Raw genomic sequence first — 15510 nt, forward strand, 5'->3', positions numbered from 1 at the left:
CTTCCTGGCTGGAGCGTTTGGGTTCCGCCGTTGGCAGACGGGGCCGATGCTTTGGCCGGATGGCTCCATGATTGACACCGTCATTTTCAGAAAGGACGCAGCACAATGAGTGGCGGCGCTGTAGGAGCCGGCGTATCCGGCGTTGGCAGTCTGGTCAGCGGGGCGCTTGGCGCTTCCGGCGCAGCGTCAGCAGCAAAAATACAGGCACGCACAGCTTCTGCGCAGGCGGCTGCCCTTGGGCAGGCCGGACAAGCCGCACAGGATTACCTTAATCCTTATGTGGCGGCGGGCCAGAATGCACTTGGCGGCATCCAGAGCAATATGTCCCTCTGGGGTAATATCAATAACGGATACACCGATCAGGCTCAGGGCGTGCAGAATACCGCAGCCAATAACCTGACCAATCTTGCCAATAACGGGATCACCCAACAATCGATCGAGAACACCCCTGGCTGGTCTCAGATCAATGCGCTTGGACAGCAGGGCGTTACGAACGCTTCTGCCGCTCGCGGCCTTGCAAACAGCGGTGCCGCAATGAAGGGCGCAGCCGATTACGCGACGACGCAAGCCAACCAGACATACCAGAACCTGTATAACGATCAGATCAGCAGCAATAACGCGCTCTTGGGTGTGGGAAATGGCTTGCTCGCGACCAACGAAGCAAACCAGGGCAATATCAATAACGCATTCAACCGTGAAAATGCCCTGCTAGGTTATGGAGCATCGGCGGCAACCAACAGTGCCCAGAACGCACTGACAGCCGCAGGGGCTTCCGCCAATTACGGCGCGCAATCCGGCAATGCTCTGGCGTCCGGCGTAGTGGGTAGCAGTAACGCTCTGGCTTCTGGTCTTAATGGCGCAGGCAATTCCTATCTGCTCTATCAGGCGCTTCTGAACGGGAAGAACTCCTAATGGCCGGCGAGATCGACACCTCCATCGCGCTCCAGGCAGGGCGCCCCTCGATCAATATGCTGAACCCGCTTGAGGTGGCGCGCCAGGGTGCAGAATACCGCAATGCTTTGCTTGGCAATAAAATCCGGCAGAGTGAGTATGATGCTCGCGTCGCTCAGGGGAACGCCCTGCTTGGTGCAACCGGTGCCGATGGGCAGGTCGATTATGCCAAGGCACGTGCCGCCATGGCGCGCGATCCGGCAGCAGCCTATGGAGCCGTTGACGCCTACCGGCAGCAGAACGCATCGCGCAACGATGACCTGCAAAATGCGGAAGCGTCCAAGAATGCCGTGGGCTCCATCATGTCGTTTGTGGGTGCCAACCCCGACGCAGCGCATCTGGACGCAGGCGCACGTATGGCGAAGGCCGTACTGCCAAAAAGTCAGTGGGGCCAGATCGACGCGATCGTGCATCAGATCGGGAGCCATCCGAACGGTATTGCGGGTGGTGTGGCTCAGATTACGAACTCGATGCAGGCGCCGCAGGGTCAGGAGCAGAATGTTTATGGCACGGCGGGTGCTACGGTCGATAACGGGCAGCAGACGATTATCGGGACACAGGGCAGCGCGATGACTGGCGGGCAGTTCCGGCCTGCAACGACTGTGCAGAAAGAGACATCGCCGGAATTCAATTCAGCTCCGACCGAGGTCATCAACCCCGATGGGTCACGCAGCTATGTCCGGCGCGATCAGATCGTCGGGACTGGCGGCGGAAGGCCGACCGTGCCCCCTGAGGCTATGGGGTCGGGGCGTTATCCGTCGCAGCAGGCCGGAAATCCCGGCTATCAGGCGGCGCCTGCGGCAGGTCAGACAGAAGCCATTGCAGCAACCGCGAAAGCGGGAGCGGAAGGAGCGAATGCACTCATGCAGGCTTCTGCGAACCGCAATGACCGCATGGCTATGCTAGGGAATATGGCTTCCGACCTTGAGGGCTTTACCTCCGGTCCCGGACGGGAGCGTTGGCGCAATATAGAAGCGACTTGGAACAACTGGACGCCCTACTCAGTTCATTCTGGTGAGAGTGAAATCGAAAAAGCTCAGTCGTTCAATAAATGGGCACAGAACCTAGCCAATGCTCAGTCGCAGGCGCTCGGCACCGGTACCGATAGTAAGTTAGCCGCTGCGGTCCATGCCAGCCCGAATAGCTCACTCCAGGACAGCACAAATCGTCTGATGATTCACCAGTTGCAGGGCAATGAGGATGCAATCAACGCCAAGGCGCAGGCGTGGAAATCTTCCGGATTGCAACCCGCTCAATTCCAGCAGTGGAACCAGCAGTTCAGTCAGAGTTTCGACCCGCGCGCCTTTCAGATGATCCGCATGACGCCGGCAGAGCGGACCACCTATATCGAAGGGCTGAAAAAATCCGGTCAGTTCGATGAGCTGAAGAAAAACTATAACGCCATGGCGGCAGCCGGGCTGGTCCCTGATGGTCGCTGATCTCGACCGCCACTATGACGAAGCCGGTCGATACTGGAATGTCGACCCCAATGTGCTGCGAGCAGTTCATCAGGTCGAAGACCCGCGAGACGATCCCCTTGCGAGATCAAAGGCCGGGGCGATCGGGCATATGCAATTCATGCCCGACACAGCGCGTCGACTGGGCATAGATCCGACAGACCCGGTGCAGAGCATCTACGGAGCCGCCCGGCTTCTGGACGAGAATATCAGGCGCTACGGCAACCTCCCGGATGCTCTCCGAGCCTATAACGGCGGGACGAACCGCGCAAAATGGGGGAACCCCGAGACAATGGCTTATCCCGGCAAGGTCGCTGCCAACTATCAGCCACAAAAGCAGCCTGCCCCAGACGCAGACAAAGACGCATTTGGCGCTATGTTCGGCTCTCCTTCACCAATGAAGGCGGGAGCATCTAAAACATCGCCTTCCGACGATGCTTTCAATGCTGTTTTTGGCAATGGCGACAGTCAGAAACCCGAGAAGCATGAGCCTGTGCAATCTGGGCTGTCAAAGGCTTGGACGGTCACGAACGACACGGTGAATGCAGCAGGACGTGAGATCGATCGCACCTTCGGCGTGGGCGTCCCTCATCTGTTGAGCTGGGCCGCATCGGCTGGGCATCGTTACGATAATGCGGCCTCTAGGGCTTTGCATGATGCTGGCGATTATGTCGCCCGTCACGAGGACGCGGATGAGGCCGCCCGCAAGGATGACTATGGGTCGGGGGTATCGAATACAGTAGGCACGCTTGCGGGTGCCGTATTGGCGACGGAGCTGGGTGGTCGCGCCATTCGTCCGGCAGCCGGCGCGTTGGAGAGCAATCGCGCAGGTCGCATTGCTTCGAACGTGCTCAAGGGTGACGGCCCATTCGTCACCAGGATCGCGAACAATGCGCTTGCCGCTGGCGCTCAAACCGCCCTCGCTGGCGGCGATGGAACGCAAGCCGCTGAGGTGGGCGGCATCCTGGCGGCGGGCATCCCCGTGGCCGGGAAAGTAATCTCCCCACTCATGCAGAAAGGTGGAAACGCACTTGCCGGAGGCGTGCGCAGGGTCGGCGATTATCTCGATCCGACAGGTGTATCGCGCGAGACGCCTGCCCCGTCCGGTGCATCGGGGGTGACATCCGGCGCAAATGATGCTGCGTCTATATCTGCCCAGAAAGCGGAAGAGAAAGCGCAGTCCAAGGCGCTGCGTGGCGTCGGTGCGTTCACCGACCCCAAGAAAGCAGCTGATGCCATCATAAGCGCCTTTACCAGCCCGGACGGCACGCGGATTTATGAAGCCCAGACGCCGGGTGTTTTCCATACCAAGGCCACCCGGACGCAGGATGTGAAACTTGCCGCGCTTGAGGATAATCTTCGCGACCTGCACCCGGAGGCGTTCCGGGCGCTCGATGAAGCGAACGACCACGCCTATACCACGCACGTCCGAGGCACGATCGGCACGCCTGAGCAGATCGAGAAGCTCACGCAGGAACGGCAGGCTTTCGAACAACAGCACCGCGAGGCGGCGTTTGCCAACGAGCAGCCTGTTTCGACAGACGCGCTCCATGGCATTCTGAACGAGAACATAGAGGCCAGCCGAGGAAACGCGCCCGTCAAAGCAGCGCTCACCAAGGCGCGTGATTATCTGGCCGACGCTACAGATGAGGATGGGACGGCCCTACCCTCCAATCTATGGAATGTGCGCAAGGCGATTGGATACGGGCTTCAGCAGGCATCAGCATCGGAGTCCGCGCACATGCGAGCCGCTGCCTCTCGCCTGTCGCCGTTCATGGACGACCTGGCGCACCATATCGAGGAAGGCGCACCGGGTTTCCGCGATTACCTTAACGGTTATGCGCAACGATCTTCCGATATCGACAGCAAGCGGTTTTTGCAGAGCAAGGGACTTTTGCAGGCGTCGAACGAGTCACCCACCGGCGAAACGGTGAACTACACCGCTCTCAAGAGGCTGATCGGCCAACTCGACAAAAACGAAGTCTCAGTGTCCAAAAAGGGTACGGACGCCGTCACGCCTGAGCAGGAGGCGGCTTTACGCTCGGCATATCGCGACATGCTGGCAGAGCGCGAGACGCGCGCAGCAGGCCGGTCAAGCGGCGCGTCCAAGACATTCAAGGCGGCTATGACGCAACGAGCGAAAGAGGTTCGCGGCGGGACAGGCGGCGCTCTCCTTGGCCCCCTTGGCGGCGCACTTGGCGGCCAGGAGGTCGGGGCGCTTGCTGGTGGCGCGATCGGTTCTGCACTTCATGCAGGCAATGCGCTGCTAGGCCATGCGCTGACAAACCGACGACTGACGAACGCCAACAAGATCGATCAGGAGGTTATCAATCGCCTCTTACATCCCTGAAGCGGATGCCGTTCAAGAGCCGATCCATCTTCGCGGCTCGGTAGCGTTTGATCGCGTAGGGTATAAAAAATGCAGCCGCCAGGAGCGCACAACTCGCCCAATGATCGACGCCATAAGTCACATGATGAAGGATGGCATCGTCATAATTAGCAACTGCGAGGAAGAGAGGAACAGGAAGCGCTGCCCAAAGCGCGCCCCTCACCCAGAAATAGGCCCAGACGCAGAATACGGCGGCAGCGATGAGGATGGTCATGCGGCGAGCAGTTCCTTCACGCGCGCGTCGAATATTCGGGCTCGTTCTCCAGCCTTCCTATCCAGCGAACGCATCCTGTAGATGACCATTGCGGAAATGCCGTGTTGCTGAACTTCTTCATTTGAAACGTGGTAGAGATTTTTGGCAGCTAAATCAGGCACGTCCAGAACCTGTTGCAGATCGTGGAACCGCGCCTCTCTTGGGCTAACCAAATGGATTTCAAGAGGCGTGATCCCCTCAGGAAAACTGATCACACGCAAGCCAGAGAGTAGCCGATGATAGACCCAGTCTGGGCCTTGGCTATCGATGAGAGGGGTGACGAGGAAGAACTTCCACCGCGTAGACCCGATTGACTGATACCAACCTGCACCACTGGCATTCAGGCCGAGTTCATCGGTTTTCAGAAGAAGCTTATATCCAGCGTCTCTACGCTCTTGCGACACGCCAATTATCTCAACAGCCATTCGATTAACCCCATACCATCAGCAGCGTTCAGGAAGCCCCGAGCCATTTTTTCAGGAAAGGCATCGGGGTTATGATAGCGCATTTCGATATGCCAGTCTTTAACAATCACCCAGGCGCATAAGTGCGAGGGTGGGTCAGCCTGCGCCAGCAGTCGAGCAACTTCAGCCTCGTTCATGAAAAGAGCAAATAGGTCTTCAAGGTCATGGGTCCAGAGGTCGCGCCTCTCATGCCTGTCCGGCCACCTGTTAAGACGCAAGTGCCGCATGATCTTGCACTTGAGAGCGCATTCAATCGCTATGCCGCCGTGCTGGTAAACCTGCTTCCATTTCCTGGCCGCGAGCATAATTCTGGCAGATTCAATCTCGTCCTTGGCAAGGCGTTCCCAATCATCTGCGCATTCAGCTTCCATACCCCCACCCCATCACCCCGCCCGGAGTCGGGTCAATCTCACCAGTGGGCGTGGACGTAACAGGCGCACCATGTCAGCGCGATCGCATAGATTGCGAAGGTCAACGCCGCTCGCGGGGTGGCGAGAGGACGAAAATCCCATTCCAATCTTACCGAGATTTTTTCGCTTGGATCGTTCACAGGCCGAAGATCTTCACCAATAACGGCGTTGTCTCCCGACAGAAAATACCGAATGAAATCATCATAATCGACAGATTGAGACACAAGCGTGTTGACCGGCTCATGGGAAACTCCGCCTCGAACTTGCCCAGCGCACCCAACGCAAAGCATATGCTCGTTCTATCAGATTTTCCCGATTTCTGTACAGGAATGCGGGGCATAGACCGTCAGGTTTCTGAACTGGTTGTCCCGCCCTGAGATGCCTCAGTCGTGTGATTAGAATGCCGTGATTACGCACCAGAGTCCAGAATTTCGACCGGCCTCGGGTCAAGCGCCCATCACCCCACCCTAGGTCGGGTCAACGGACGAGGGGGAGGGATGTTGATTGCAAGTCACTCCTTATTCCTTGAGTGATCGCAGCCTGTCCTCTAGTATCCGCACTTTTTTGTGCAAATCTTCTGCTTCCGCATCAGTTTCCTGAATTCTTTTTATCAAAAACTTTCTATAATTAGAGGTGTCTCTATCTTCACTCCTCTCGGATTCGACGATATTTCTTGAAAAGTTTGATATATCATCATTTAAAGAATTGATTCTATACCATAAGAAATTAATTTCTTTTTCTAGATTCGTCTTGTTTTCGTCATGGTTAAATGGCGGCGGCTTGTACCCTGTTGGGAGCTGAGCGAGCGCATCTTCTAAAAGATCAATGATCGCTTGATTCATCGACGTTCCCATCGCCTGAGCATGCCGACTAACCTGCTCCTTGAGAAAGAGAGGGAGTCTTATTTTCATCTGTGGGTCGCTGGCAGCCATAAAATGGACCATGGACCACTTTCGTGGTTGCATCAAGAAACCATATGTGGTTCATTTTCGTGGTCCATTAGGACCAAAGAGAAGTGGAGATATGAAACATACAGACCCCCAAATGAAAATCCGTCTTCCGCTTGATGTTCACCGGCACGTTAAGTTGTCGGCGAAGCGCCAAGAGCGGACGATGAATGGCTACATCGTCTTTCTGCTTCGGCAGGAGATGGAAAAAGAAAAGACGGAAGAGGCTATGCTTGGCGGCACCTCTCCCGTCTCTGAGTGAACCACGAAGGAACACGAAAGTGACGAATAACACATCTCTCACCATCATTTCCACTGCCATCCGTCAGGACGCCGAAGGACGCTACTGCCTGAATGACTGCCACAAGGCATCAGGTGGTGAAAAATCCAAACAGCCCGCAAATTTCATGCGGCTTGACACGACGAAAGCGCTGATTACGGAAATTTCTCACTCCTCAGATCTGAGGACTGGTCCCGTTGATACCGTAAACGGCGGAACTTCCCCCGGCACCTACGTCGCCAAGGAACTCGTCTACGCCTATGCGATGTGGATCAGCCCTTCGTTCAACCTGACGGTCATCCGGGCGTTCGATGCGATGGTGCAGGGCAAGGCTGTAACAACCGCGCCCAAGCGCACCCGCAAACCCGCCTTCGACACGACATACACGCGCCTTCTCAAGATCGCCCGGACCCTCCCTGGCTTTGACGAGAACCAGCAGCGCCTCCACGCGGCGCGTGGCACGTTCAACATGACGGGCGTTAACCCGCTGGAGATCATGGGCGTGACCTCGATCGCAGCCCCGAACAATGACGCCTACCTGACGGCCACCGAGATCGGGAAAGAGATCGGCCTCAGTGCCGTGGCTGTGAACAAACTGCTGATTGCGGAGGGCTATCAGATCAAGGTCCAAGCATCGTCTTCGGGCTCGGATTATCAGGCCACGGAAAAGGGCGCACCGTTTGGGCGTATGTTCGACACGACGCGCAAGGGCGGCAAAGGGTCACAAGCAACCCTGAAATGGTCCAACCGGATCGTGAAGCATCTGCGCCCTTTCTCCCGCCCGAAGGAGGCAGCGTCATGAGCGAAATCGAGGAAGAGCGGGCATTGCTCGAACAGATGGAGGGGCTTTGTCACAGGGCAGCTCTGATGTTCGAACGAAAGCGTCTGGACGAGAAGATAGGTCCGGTTGAGCGCCCCGCCCTCACCTGACCACTTGCCTCTTCCAACCTCTCACGCTATCGTGAGGCGTCTGTGGTAGACATTCGCCTCCGCGTCATCCGCGGGGGCGTTTTTCGTTTTGAGTCAGTTTGTCGGATTTTCAGGCGCATCCGGCAGCGGCGCATTCTCACCCGGCTTGGGCTTGGGCGCTGGATGGCTTGGATCGTATGTCGGTGTCGGTTTTGAGGTCATGCTGGTTTTCCTCCGTCCTCAGGATGATCAGGATGCTCGGGCGCGTCGTCCTGCTGCGGGCTCGTGTCGGGATACGGCTCAAATGGCTCGTTGCTCCCTGGCTTGGCTGGGTTCGGCTGATTTGTCATCGTCATTTTCCAGAGGTGAGATGACTCAAGTACATTGAAGCCTGAGAGTTGCCTGATCATTCGGCACCCTCCCGCCTGTGGGCTTTTTCATTGCGCAAAATTCCGCTTTCCAGTACAAAAAACATACGACGCGCCAGTAATGGCCGGGCGGGAAAATCAGACCGGTATTCCCCATGCGTCGGCTACTCTTCATCCTGCCATTTGTGCTTCCCGGCGCTGCCTTCGCGCAGTCTCAGGCGGCCAACCCTGTTACGCCCTTTTCTGAGGGGCAGCGGGTCGGGACCTCGTCAAATCCCATCATTGCGGCACTCTCATCCGTAGTCCCTTCCGCGTCTGCATCGTCTGGGCAGGCGGCGGCCCCCGTTGAGCTGTACAGCTATGGGCGCCGGGTCGGCACACAATCCAACCCGCTGTATGTCAATCTTGGCAACGCCCTCTCCGGCTACCTCACGCAATCGCAGGCGGCTTCGACTTATCTCCCCCTCACGGGCGGCACGATTACCGGGCCTCTCTCTGGTGGTTACTATATCCCCCACTGCTACACCGTTGCCGATCTGAAGGCTCTTCCAGCCCCGTCCGGTGCTGCATATGCGTGTTATTTCGACGCGAATAACGGGAACCAGCCGAACATCGCCGTTTATGCGCTCGGGGCTTGGCACTTCCTCCCCTTAGGGAACGCACTGTGATGGGCGATGTCGTGCTGCCTCTCACGATTGATCAACGGCTCGATGATCACGAGCGCCGTCTTGTCGATGTCGAGGCACGATCTGTGCGGATCGAGCAAGGCCAAACGGCCATGAGCGAGAAGATATCGGAGCTGCATGGCGAAAACCGTGCCCGCGCGGAACATGCTGAGAAAGCCATGGAGCGTGGCTTCGCTGCGATTCAATCTGATGTGGGGAGGATCAATTCAAAGCTCACCCTACGATCCACGATCATTGCCGGAGCCTCGGGATTGGGTGGCGGCGTCTCGGTTGGTCTCTATGCTCTCTTGCATAGCCTGGGCAAGATATAATGCCCGGCATCGACACGTCTCAGCTCAAGCAGTTCGTCGTCGTCCCGACGCTTCAGCAGATGGGTTCGGGCTTCGCCAGCATGGCTGCCATCAATCTCGTGGTTGGCACGGCCCTTGCCGAAAGCAACGCGTCCTACCTGCGCCAAGTCACAAATGGCAGCTATGGGCCCGCGCGTGGTCTTTGGCAGATGGAGCCATTCACGCACGATGATTGCTGGTCGAACTGGCTACGTTTCCCGGCGCAGTCCAAGGCAGCTACGTCGATCAGAGCTATGATCGGCAACGTTCCCGCTGTGGCGGATCTGATGGTGGTTCATCTTGCCTATGCCTGCGCCATGTGCCGCGTGAAGTATTTCCGCGCAGCGCCGGCACTCCCTCGATTCAATGATGCAGAGGGGCTGAGCCTTTACCACAAGCAATTTTACAATTCGGCGCTCGGCGCGGCTGATCCGGTCGCGAACGTCGCCCATTTCCGCGAGGCGATCCAAGCATGAACATCGACTGGCAGACTCTCTTTGCCCAGATCCTCCCCTTCGTCCCTGCCGCCTATGTGGGCGACATTACGACGATCGGTACTTTCCTCATCGCCCTGGCGGCGGTGATCGCGCGCTACTGGCCCCGTCCGGCTGACGGGTCGAAGTGGCTCCCCCTCTACAATCTCGTCAACAGCATCGGCATGAACGGCAAGCACGCCGCGAATGCGGATGACACGAAAGGCGCTACCAAATGAAACGACTTTTTGCCTTATTCGCGCTGATCGGCTTTGTCGGCCTGACGGCATGCTCCAACGTAAGCCAGACCAATCTGCGCAAGGCCGGTTACGCCACCATCCAGGCATACAATGCCACGGCCCCGCTCGCCCTCGCCTACGCCCAGCAGCCGAGCGCAGACCCGGCAATCAAAACCGAGATCAAGACGGCCAGTGCCGATGCGATGAAAGTCATCACGCCGCTCGGGACCGATCTTCAGTCATCCAACCCCCTCACCGCGCTTGAGGTGTCAGCCGCGACAGCCGCCGTTGCCGCGCTTCAGACCAAGATCGCCACGGAGACCGTGAAATGAACGCCGCACTCATTGCCGCAATCGTGCAGGGCGTCGTCGCCGCTGTTGAGGAAGTGCCGAATATCATTCAGGTGATCGAGGACGCTATCGCTGCCAGCAAGGCCGGTGATGGCCCGACGACTGAACAGATCGCCGCTGCGCTCAAGCAGGCGCAGGCTACGGACGCTGCCATTCAGGCTTCGTGAAATCGAGTGCGGCCCGGTCAGGAAGTACCCCGTCCAAACCGGGCCGCTCGTACGCTTATGCATCGCGCCCCATCTTCATAACGCACGATGCGGAGTCGAGTAACGTAAAAATAACGTTTCGTTATTCCCGCTCGTTATGTGGTTTATGAATTGGGTCCACATCCTTTTCCCGCCATGCCAATGAGTAGTCTGGCGCCTCGTGCGCGGGCGCTCCCGGCCCCCTATGTGGCCACAGGTTCGACCGCTTCAGCTGCTCGGTGATTTTCTGGGCCAGCGCATCGATCTCAGCCCCACTCATCTTCGCGTTTACGCGCCTCGGCTTGCCCCGATAGTCGAGCGAGATCGACATCCGGATAGCGAATGTCACGTCTTCTTCGGAGGCTGGGGTTAGGTCGGTCATGACAGAGAACAGAGCGCGAACAAGCGCAGGAAGTCAATCGAAACCAATCGACATACAGACTCGCGGAAAGTGGCACGGATCTGGCACGACTTGACACGGTACGAATCGGATCAGAACGTACCGGGATGAACCGAAACAGACTGATACCTATCGAGGCCAATCTTCAAAAAACGGCAGTTTTCTGCGGGTGAGGATGGTGGGTGCGACAGGGATTGAACCTGTGACCCCTGCCGTGTGAAGGCAGTGCTCTACCGCTGAGCTACGCACCCATCCTGCGGTGCCGCGTCTCTAGCAAAGCCTGTGAGACGCGGCAATATGCAAAACGAAAAAACTGATCAGAAACCGAACATATGGTCGAGCGAGAAGCCACCTGCTGCGTTTTTCTGACCGTGATAGCCGAACAGACGGCAGCTCAGATCGCGTATGAGCACATAGCCCCCAATACCGGCCTCAGCGAGTTTTTCCTCTCCGAATATCTCGTGAGGCCACACCATGAACGATCCCGACGGGTTGATGCTGATCCGGCGGCGTTCCATCTCGACGCCATCCTTAGAATAAAGCTGAAGGATCGTATCGGAAGGTGCTGTGCCCTCAACCGAAGCCGGGTGGATCAGGCAGGAGAAGCTGTGATGGCCTTCCTGTCCAAGCTTGAGAAACAGGCGCGTGGTAAGCCCCGGCGGCGGACCTGCGTAGGATTGCGGCTCGCTGCGCCAGGTCATGAGCGTGTTGAAGATATGCCCGCCGAAGCTCGTTTCTGCGGCATGGCCGTTTTCACGATCTTCGTAGCGCATCAGGGCGTGCATCCAGCCATCGCCCTCACCGCCGTCACGGAAATCGTAAACCAGATCCGCATGACCGGGGCGATCGGTCAGTTCATGCAAGGCAATGGCCGTTTCATGATTGCGCGGCAGATTGCCCAGGAATTTCTGATCGAGCAGCGTGCCCTCTTCGTCGAAAATATCGAGGCGTAGCGGCAGGCTCGTAATTTTCTCCGACATCGGGTTCGGCTGAACCACGCTGGTGAACCGTTTGGGGTCCAGGATCGGGAAAGGCAAAACGAAGCCGCGCCCCATGGAATCGGGAAGGTTGCGCAGAGATGGCTCGGGAGCGAGGTCACGTCGTTCGACGTTAAGATGCGCGATACGGGTCAACGCACCCTCGGTAATCTCGTAGCGGGGGCGCACGACATGATTGCCCGAGCGCAACTCAAGCTGCGCTGGCCAGACGACTGGATCGACAAGCGCGCCGACATCCAGCGCATAGGTTGCGAACGGTCCGACTTCAACCGGAACAGGGAAATGCTTGTCCTCACCCATCTGGTTGATGGTGATTGCACCAGCGGGAATCGGCGTTGCATGGCTGTTCTGAATCCACAGAACAAGCTTTTCACCCGGGCGCGGCGCGGGGAGCGTTGCAAAACGCGGCGACGGCCAGGCATTGGCATCATGCGTGACGGAAAGGCTGGGCTCGTCACCCTTGCCATAGGTGTCGAGCGCATATTTCACGACATCATGGCCGCGTGCGCCCAGCACATGAACGAAAAGCTGCCCGCAGAATGCAGGAAGCCCGAACCGCTCACGTACAGCCGCACTATCGACGACAATACCAGCGGGAGCATCGGGAATCTCTTCTTCCCACTCCGCAAGAATGCTTCCCTTGTCGTCATACAGACGCAGCCAGTAGCGTACGTCCTTGGCGTCGTAGTTGCACCAGTAATTGGCTGTCACCAGCCGTGTGCTGAAGCGTTCGTCATCGCGGAAGAACGCGAAATTCGTCGCAAAATTATGCTTGTCGAGATAGTTGCGCGGATTGCTCAGCATCGTATCCGGCAGTTTGGCCTCCTCCAGAGAGAAGATCCGCTGGTCGGCATGAGTAACACGCGTCAGACGAGACAGCATTTTTTCATGCTCAAATGACAGGGCGAGAACCTGCTTCGCCTCGCTTTCCGCAAGATCGGTCAGGGCGCGCTTCGTACCGCCAAGCCCGTCGGGTTTTCCAACCTGTTCGCTGTCATGCGTGTAAACGCCAGCTTGGGGTTTAAGTCCCGGATAAAGTGCGACCAGCGTCTGCAGCACATTAGCGGGATCGTAAACTGCAAACACCCCCCCTTCTGCCAGTGTCGCTTCCAGCCTGTCCAATGCCTGGCTCGCCAAAGGATGAGCGAGCGCCTTGTAGAGGATGTTTCCGCCGCCCTGAGCGTCGAAGGTGATGATATCGAGCATGGTCGTCCTGTACCCGTTTTCTTCGTTGCGGACCCCTCGCCCTATCTCAGAGCGCGAGACGCCGAAGCATTTCATCGGCCGCTCTGTCGGTATCGTCAAGCGGCGTTATAGACCAAGGCGACCAGGCACCTGTAAATGGCCTGACGCGGTCCTCTTTCCCAAGCGTTTCAACGAAAGCGCGAATGCGGCGTGAACGTCCCGGCAGATCGATAATCGTCACGGGTGCCGATGTCGCTACAGCCTCTGAAATCATCGATACGCTATCTGTCGTAACGGCAATTCCATCGGCGCAGGCGAGCATGCCCAGATAAGGATTCTCTCCTGCGCCATCCCAGATATAGGCTGGCGACGTGCGCAGGGCGTCACGCAGTGCGGCAAGCGCCGCCGGGTCCGTGCGTCGCGACGGGGTGAGCGCAACATTCACGGCATGATCACGCGTGATGGACGCGAGCTGAGCGCCAACACGCCTTGCTTCATCCACACCGAAACTGAAGCGGCCATTGGCCCCCCCGATCAGCACCGAAACGAGGGCTCGATCTTTCTGACGCAGACGGTCAGCCCAGCGCGCGCGCGCCTGTGCGAGCTTCTGCTGCGTCACTCCATGCATCGCCGTGCGTGCGGAAACAATATTCCCCCCCGCAATGCCATCGTGAACATTGGCTACGATCAGATCGAAATCACGTGTTTTCATACGTGGGTTCTGGATCTGAACGAGAGGAAGTCCTGTTCGATGCTTGAGCGCCAGAGCGACGGCGCCGCCGGTGCCGCCCACGCTTACCAGCAGCCGGGTATGCTCTGGCAGAACAAGCGGCGCAGTGGCACGCAGGGGAAACGGACAGAAACGTGTGGGGATTTTTCGCCACAGTCCCTCGATGCGTACGGGATGGAAATGCCATTCCAGCCCGGCCCGCTCGACAAGACCGCTCGCCTGGGCACGCATTCCAGCAAAATCTTCAGCAATAATGGCTACACTCATAACTCGGTAATTCCTTCACAAGCCGAATTTTGGCAAGAAGCGTTCATGACCGATGCCCCTGCTCCTCTACCCTCCCCCTTCGACCCGCTCATCACCGCCGGTCTCAAACAACTCGGTATCGAGAAGTCCAATGACGTGCAGAACCGCGTCTGGCCCGAACTGCTGACCAAGAAAGACGTGCTGCTGATCGCCCAGACCGGGTCCGGCAAAACGGCTGCCTATGCCGCGCCGGCTTTTCAGCATCTTCTCAATTCGCGCGACACACGTCAGCCCGGCGCGCCCCGCGTGCTCATCCTCGCCCCCACGCGCGAACTGGTCACACAGATTGCAGGCGTATGCCGCCAGATCGGGCGTCGTCTCCCCTTCCGAACGCGCCTGCTCTGCGGCGGCCTGCCGAAAGATGCCCAGATCGAGGCGCTGGCCGAGGGAGTCGATATTGCCGTAGCGACGCCGGGACGGTTGATCGATCTCCTGATGAGCGGTGCCTGTCGCCTGGACCTGACGAGCATGCTTGTTGTCGATGAGGTCGATCAGATGCTGGACGAGGATTTCCTCGCCGCGATGGACGAGATCATGCCCCATCTCCCCAGAGAACGTCAGGCCATGCTGTGCTCGGCCACCCTTCCGCCTGCCGGTCGTGAGCTGGCAAAGCGCCTGCTGCACAAGCCGGTGGAACTGGAGTTCGCCAGCCAGACCGTTACCCCGCGTCGGATCAAGCAACGTGCGATGTTCGTCGAGACGGAAGAAAAGCTCGCGACCCTGACCAGACTATGCAGTGAAACGGATGGACGACAGATCGTTTTCGTGCGGACCAGAGCGTCTGCCGATACGATCGGCAAGCATTTGCGCAAGGCGGGCCTGCCCGTGGCCGTGCTGCATGGCGATCTTGCGCAAGGAGCGCGCCAGAAATCCGTCGAATTCCTGCGTGACCGACGTCAGGCGATTCTGGTCACCACAGATGTCGCAGCGCGTGGGCTGGATATCGATGATGTCGCTCTCGTGCTTAATTACGACCTTCCTGAAAAAGCGGAAACCTATGTACATCGCATCGGGCGCACTGCGCGTGCTGGCAAACGCGGGGCCGCACTCTCGTTCTGCACCCGCGACGAACGCCTGATGCTGAGGGCGATCGAGAAAGAAATCGGCTATCGCATCAGTATCGTCTCCTGATAGCGCGCGGCCCGTTTCAAAAAGCGCCTGTCCATAGGACAGGCGATGGCCTTGAGGTTTTTGCCGGGCG

19 protein-coding genes and 1 tRNA gene are annotated in these 15510 nt (G+C 58.1%); 13 read left to right on the forward strand and 7 right to left on the reverse strand.

What is annotated here, in order from left to right; genetic code table 11:
• Nucleotides 1-105: 105 nt before the first annotated feature.
• From NF685_RS11610 to NF685_RS11620, 3 genes are read left to right on the forward strand one after another with little or no spacing between them, the layout of a single operon-like run.
• The gene (locus NF685_RS11610) at nt 106-912 is read left to right on the forward strand and encodes a hypothetical protein (protein WP_252849736.1); all 807 of its coding nucleotides are present in this window, start codon (nt 106-108) and stop codon (nt 910-912) included.
• The gene (locus tag NF685_RS11615) at nt 912-2390 is read left to right on the forward strand and encodes a hypothetical protein (RefSeq protein ID WP_252849737.1); all 1479 of its coding nucleotides are present in this window, start codon (nt 912-914) and stop codon (nt 2388-2390) included. Before NF685_RS11610 ends, NF685_RS11615 begins: the two co-directional genes overlap by 1 nt.
• Nucleotides 2380-4758, forward strand: coding sequence for a transglycosylase SLT domain-containing protein (locus tag NF685_RS11620; protein ID WP_252849738.1), 2379 nt, complete (start codon nt 2380-2382; stop codon nt 4756-4758). The genes NF685_RS11615 and NF685_RS11620 overlap by 11 nt, the downstream gene beginning before the upstream one ends.
• On the opposite strand, the gene NF685_RS11625 is transcribed toward NF685_RS11620, so the two are convergent.
• The 4 genes from NF685_RS11625 to NF685_RS11640 form a co-directional block, all read right to left on the reverse strand.
• Nucleotides 4736-5011: a hypothetical protein gene (locus tag NF685_RS11625; protein WP_222547572.1), complete on the reverse strand. Its 276-nt coding sequence runs from the start codon at nt 5009-5011 to the stop codon at nt 4736-4738. The two genes, NF685_RS11620 and NF685_RS11625, sit on opposite strands and share 23 nt — an antisense overlap.
• Nucleotides 5008-5475 carry a hypothetical protein gene (locus NF685_RS11630; protein WP_252849739.1) on the reverse strand — a complete coding sequence of 156 codons (468 nt, stop codon included), beginning with the start codon at nt 5473-5475 and terminating at the stop codon, nt 5008-5010. Before NF685_RS11630 ends, NF685_RS11625 begins: the two co-directional genes overlap by 4 nt.
• Nucleotides 5460-5885: a hypothetical protein gene (locus NF685_RS11635; protein WP_252849740.1), complete on the reverse strand. Its 426-nt coding sequence runs from the start codon at nt 5883-5885 to the stop codon at nt 5460-5462. Before NF685_RS11635 ends, NF685_RS11630 begins: the two co-directional genes overlap by 16 nt.
• A 557-nt stretch (nt 5886-6442) precedes the next feature.
• Entirely contained in the window at nt 6443-6868 is a 426-nt protein-coding gene (locus NF685_RS11640; RefSeq protein ID WP_252849741.1) for an Arc family DNA-binding protein, read from the reverse strand.
• Nucleotides 6869-6947: 79 nt separating this feature from the next.
• Between NF685_RS11640 and NF685_RS11645 the strand changes: the two genes are divergently transcribed.
• The 9 genes from NF685_RS11645 (at nt 6948) to NF685_RS11680 (ending at nt 10672) form a co-directional block, all read left to right on the forward strand.
• Nucleotides 6948-7133 carry an Arc family DNA-binding protein gene (locus tag NF685_RS11645; protein WP_252849742.1) on the forward strand — a complete coding sequence of 62 codons (186 nt, stop codon included), beginning with the start codon at nt 6948-6950 and terminating at the stop codon, nt 7131-7133.
• On the forward strand, nt 7105-7953 hold the full coding sequence (locus NF685_RS11650; RefSeq protein ID WP_252849743.1) for a KilA-N domain-containing protein: 849 nt from the start codon (nt 7105-7107) through the stop codon (nt 7951-7953). The genes NF685_RS11645 and NF685_RS11650 overlap by 29 nt, the downstream gene beginning before the upstream one ends.
• Entirely contained in the window at nt 7950-8081 is a 132-nt protein-coding gene (locus NF685_RS14315) for a hypothetical protein (RefSeq protein ID WP_264813771.1), read from the forward strand. Before NF685_RS11650 ends, NF685_RS14315 begins: the two co-directional genes overlap by 4 nt.
• A 502-nt stretch (nt 8082-8583) precedes the next feature.
• On the forward strand, nt 8584-9096 hold the full coding sequence (locus tag NF685_RS11655; RefSeq protein WP_222547575.1) for a hypothetical protein: 513 nt from the start codon (nt 8584-8586) through the stop codon (nt 9094-9096).
• Nucleotides 9096-9425: a hypothetical protein gene (locus NF685_RS11660; RefSeq protein ID WP_222547576.1), complete on the forward strand. Its 330-nt coding sequence runs from the start codon at nt 9096-9098 to the stop codon at nt 9423-9425. Before NF685_RS11655 ends, NF685_RS11660 begins: the two co-directional genes overlap by 1 nt.
• Nucleotides 9425-9919 (forward strand): hypothetical protein, encoded by a 495-nt coding sequence (locus NF685_RS11665; RefSeq protein WP_252849744.1) that lies wholly within the window; start codon nt 9425-9427, stop codon nt 9917-9919. The genes NF685_RS11660 and NF685_RS11665 overlap by 1 nt, the downstream gene beginning before the upstream one ends.
• Nucleotides 9916-10155, forward strand: a complete 240-nt coding sequence (locus NF685_RS11670) for a hypothetical protein (RefSeq protein ID WP_222547578.1) — start codon at nt 9916-9918, stop codon at nt 10153-10155. Before NF685_RS11665 ends, NF685_RS11670 begins: the two co-directional genes overlap by 4 nt.
• A complete protein-coding gene (locus tag NF685_RS11675; protein ID WP_222547579.1) occupies nt 10152-10487 on the forward strand; it encodes a hypothetical protein in 336 nt (111 codons plus the stop codon). The genes NF685_RS11670 and NF685_RS11675 overlap by 4 nt, the downstream gene beginning before the upstream one ends.
• Nucleotides 10484-10672 (forward strand): hypothetical protein, encoded by a 189-nt coding sequence (locus NF685_RS11680; RefSeq protein ID WP_222547580.1) that lies wholly within the window; start codon nt 10484-10486, stop codon nt 10670-10672. Before NF685_RS11675 ends, NF685_RS11680 begins: the two co-directional genes overlap by 4 nt.
• A 594-nt stretch (nt 10673-11266) precedes the next feature.
• Here the strand turns inward: NF685_RS11680 and NF685_RS11685 are convergent.
• The 3 genes from NF685_RS11685 to NF685_RS11695 form a co-directional block, all read right to left on the reverse strand.
• A tRNA-Val gene (locus tag NF685_RS11685) sits at nt 11267-11341 on the reverse strand.
• Between the two features lie 66 nt (nt 11342-11407).
• Entirely contained in the window at nt 11408-13294 is a 1887-nt protein-coding gene (locus tag NF685_RS11690) for a hypothetical protein (RefSeq protein WP_252849745.1), read from the reverse strand.
• A 46-nt stretch (nt 13295-13340) separates the two neighbouring features.
• Nucleotides 13341-14270: a mitochondrial fission ELM1 family protein gene (locus tag NF685_RS11695; protein WP_252849746.1), complete on the reverse strand. Its 930-nt coding sequence runs from the start codon at nt 14268-14270 to the stop codon at nt 13341-13343.
• Nucleotides 14271-14315: 45 nt separating this feature from the next.
• Between NF685_RS11695 and NF685_RS11700 the strand changes: the two genes are divergently transcribed.
• Nucleotides 14316-15440 (forward strand): DEAD/DEAH box helicase, encoded by a 1125-nt coding sequence (locus tag NF685_RS11700; RefSeq protein ID WP_252849747.1) that lies wholly within the window; start codon nt 14316-14318, stop codon nt 15438-15440.
• Nucleotides 15441-15510 lie beyond the last annotated feature (70 nt).

Source organism: Asaia lannensis NBRC 102526 (genome assembly GCF_024054035.1).
In the GTDB taxonomy this organism is placed as follows: Bacteria; Pseudomonadota; Alphaproteobacteria; order Acetobacterales; family Acetobacteraceae; genus Asaia; species Asaia lannensis.

Excerpts from the sequence above, each read along its gene's own strand:
- NF685_RS11610 (WP_252849736.1), top strand. The coding sequence starts at position 106 with ATGAGTGGCGGCGCTGTAGGAGCCGGCGTATCCGGCGTTGGCAGTCTG.
- NF685_RS11615 (WP_252849737.1), top strand. The coding sequence starts at position 912 with ATGGCCGGCGAGATCGACACCTCCATCGCGCTCCAGGCAGGGCGCCCC.
- NF685_RS11620 (WP_252849738.1), top strand. The coding sequence starts at position 2,380 with ATGGTCGCTGATCTCGACCGCCACTATGACGAAGCCGGTCGATACTGG.
- NF685_RS11625 (WP_222547572.1), bottom strand. The coding sequence starts at position 5,011 with ATGACCATCCTCATCGCTGCCGCCGTATTCTGCGTCTGGGCCTATTTC.
- NF685_RS11630 (WP_252849739.1), bottom strand. The coding sequence starts at position 5,475 with ATGGCTGTTGAGATAATTGGCGTGTCGCAAGAGCGTAGAGACGCTGGA.
- NF685_RS11635 (WP_252849740.1), bottom strand. The coding sequence starts at position 5,885 with ATGGAAGCTGAATGCGCAGATGATTGGGAACGCCTTGCCAAGGACGAG.
- NF685_RS11640 (WP_252849741.1), bottom strand. The coding sequence starts at position 6,868 with ATGGTCCATTTTATGGCTGCCAGCGACCCACAGATGAAAATAAGACTC.
- NF685_RS11645 (WP_252849742.1), top strand. The coding sequence starts at position 6,948 with ATGAAACATACAGACCCCCAAATGAAAATCCGTCTTCCGCTTGATGTT.
- NF685_RS14315 (WP_264813771.1), top strand. The coding sequence starts at position 7,950 with ATGAGCGAAATCGAGGAAGAGCGGGCATTGCTCGAACAGATGGAGGGG.
- NF685_RS11655 (WP_222547575.1), top strand. The coding sequence starts at position 8,584 with ATGCGTCGGCTACTCTTCATCCTGCCATTTGTGCTTCCCGGCGCTGCC.
- NF685_RS11660 (WP_222547576.1), top strand. The coding sequence starts at position 9,096 with ATGGGCGATGTCGTGCTGCCTCTCACGATTGATCAACGGCTCGATGAT.
- NF685_RS11665 (WP_252849744.1), top strand. The coding sequence starts at position 9,425 with ATGCCCGGCATCGACACGTCTCAGCTCAAGCAGTTCGTCGTCGTCCCG.
- NF685_RS11670 (WP_222547578.1), top strand. The coding sequence starts at position 9,916 with ATGAACATCGACTGGCAGACTCTCTTTGCCCAGATCCTCCCCTTCGTC.
- NF685_RS11675 (WP_222547579.1), top strand. The coding sequence starts at position 10,152 with ATGAAACGACTTTTTGCCTTATTCGCGCTGATCGGCTTTGTCGGCCTG.
- NF685_RS11680 (WP_222547580.1), top strand. The coding sequence starts at position 10,484 with ATGAACGCCGCACTCATTGCCGCAATCGTGCAGGGCGTCGTCGCCGCT.
- NF685_RS11690 (WP_252849745.1), bottom strand. The coding sequence starts at position 13,294 with ATGCTCGATATCATCACCTTCGACGCTCAGGGCGGCGGAAACATCCTC.
- NF685_RS11695 (WP_252849746.1), bottom strand. The coding sequence starts at position 14,270 with ATGAGTGTAGCCATTATTGCTGAAGATTTTGCTGGAATGCGTGCCCAG.
- NF685_RS11700 (WP_252849747.1), top strand. The coding sequence starts at position 14,316 with ATGACCGATGCCCCTGCTCCTCTACCCTCCCCCTTCGACCCGCTCATC.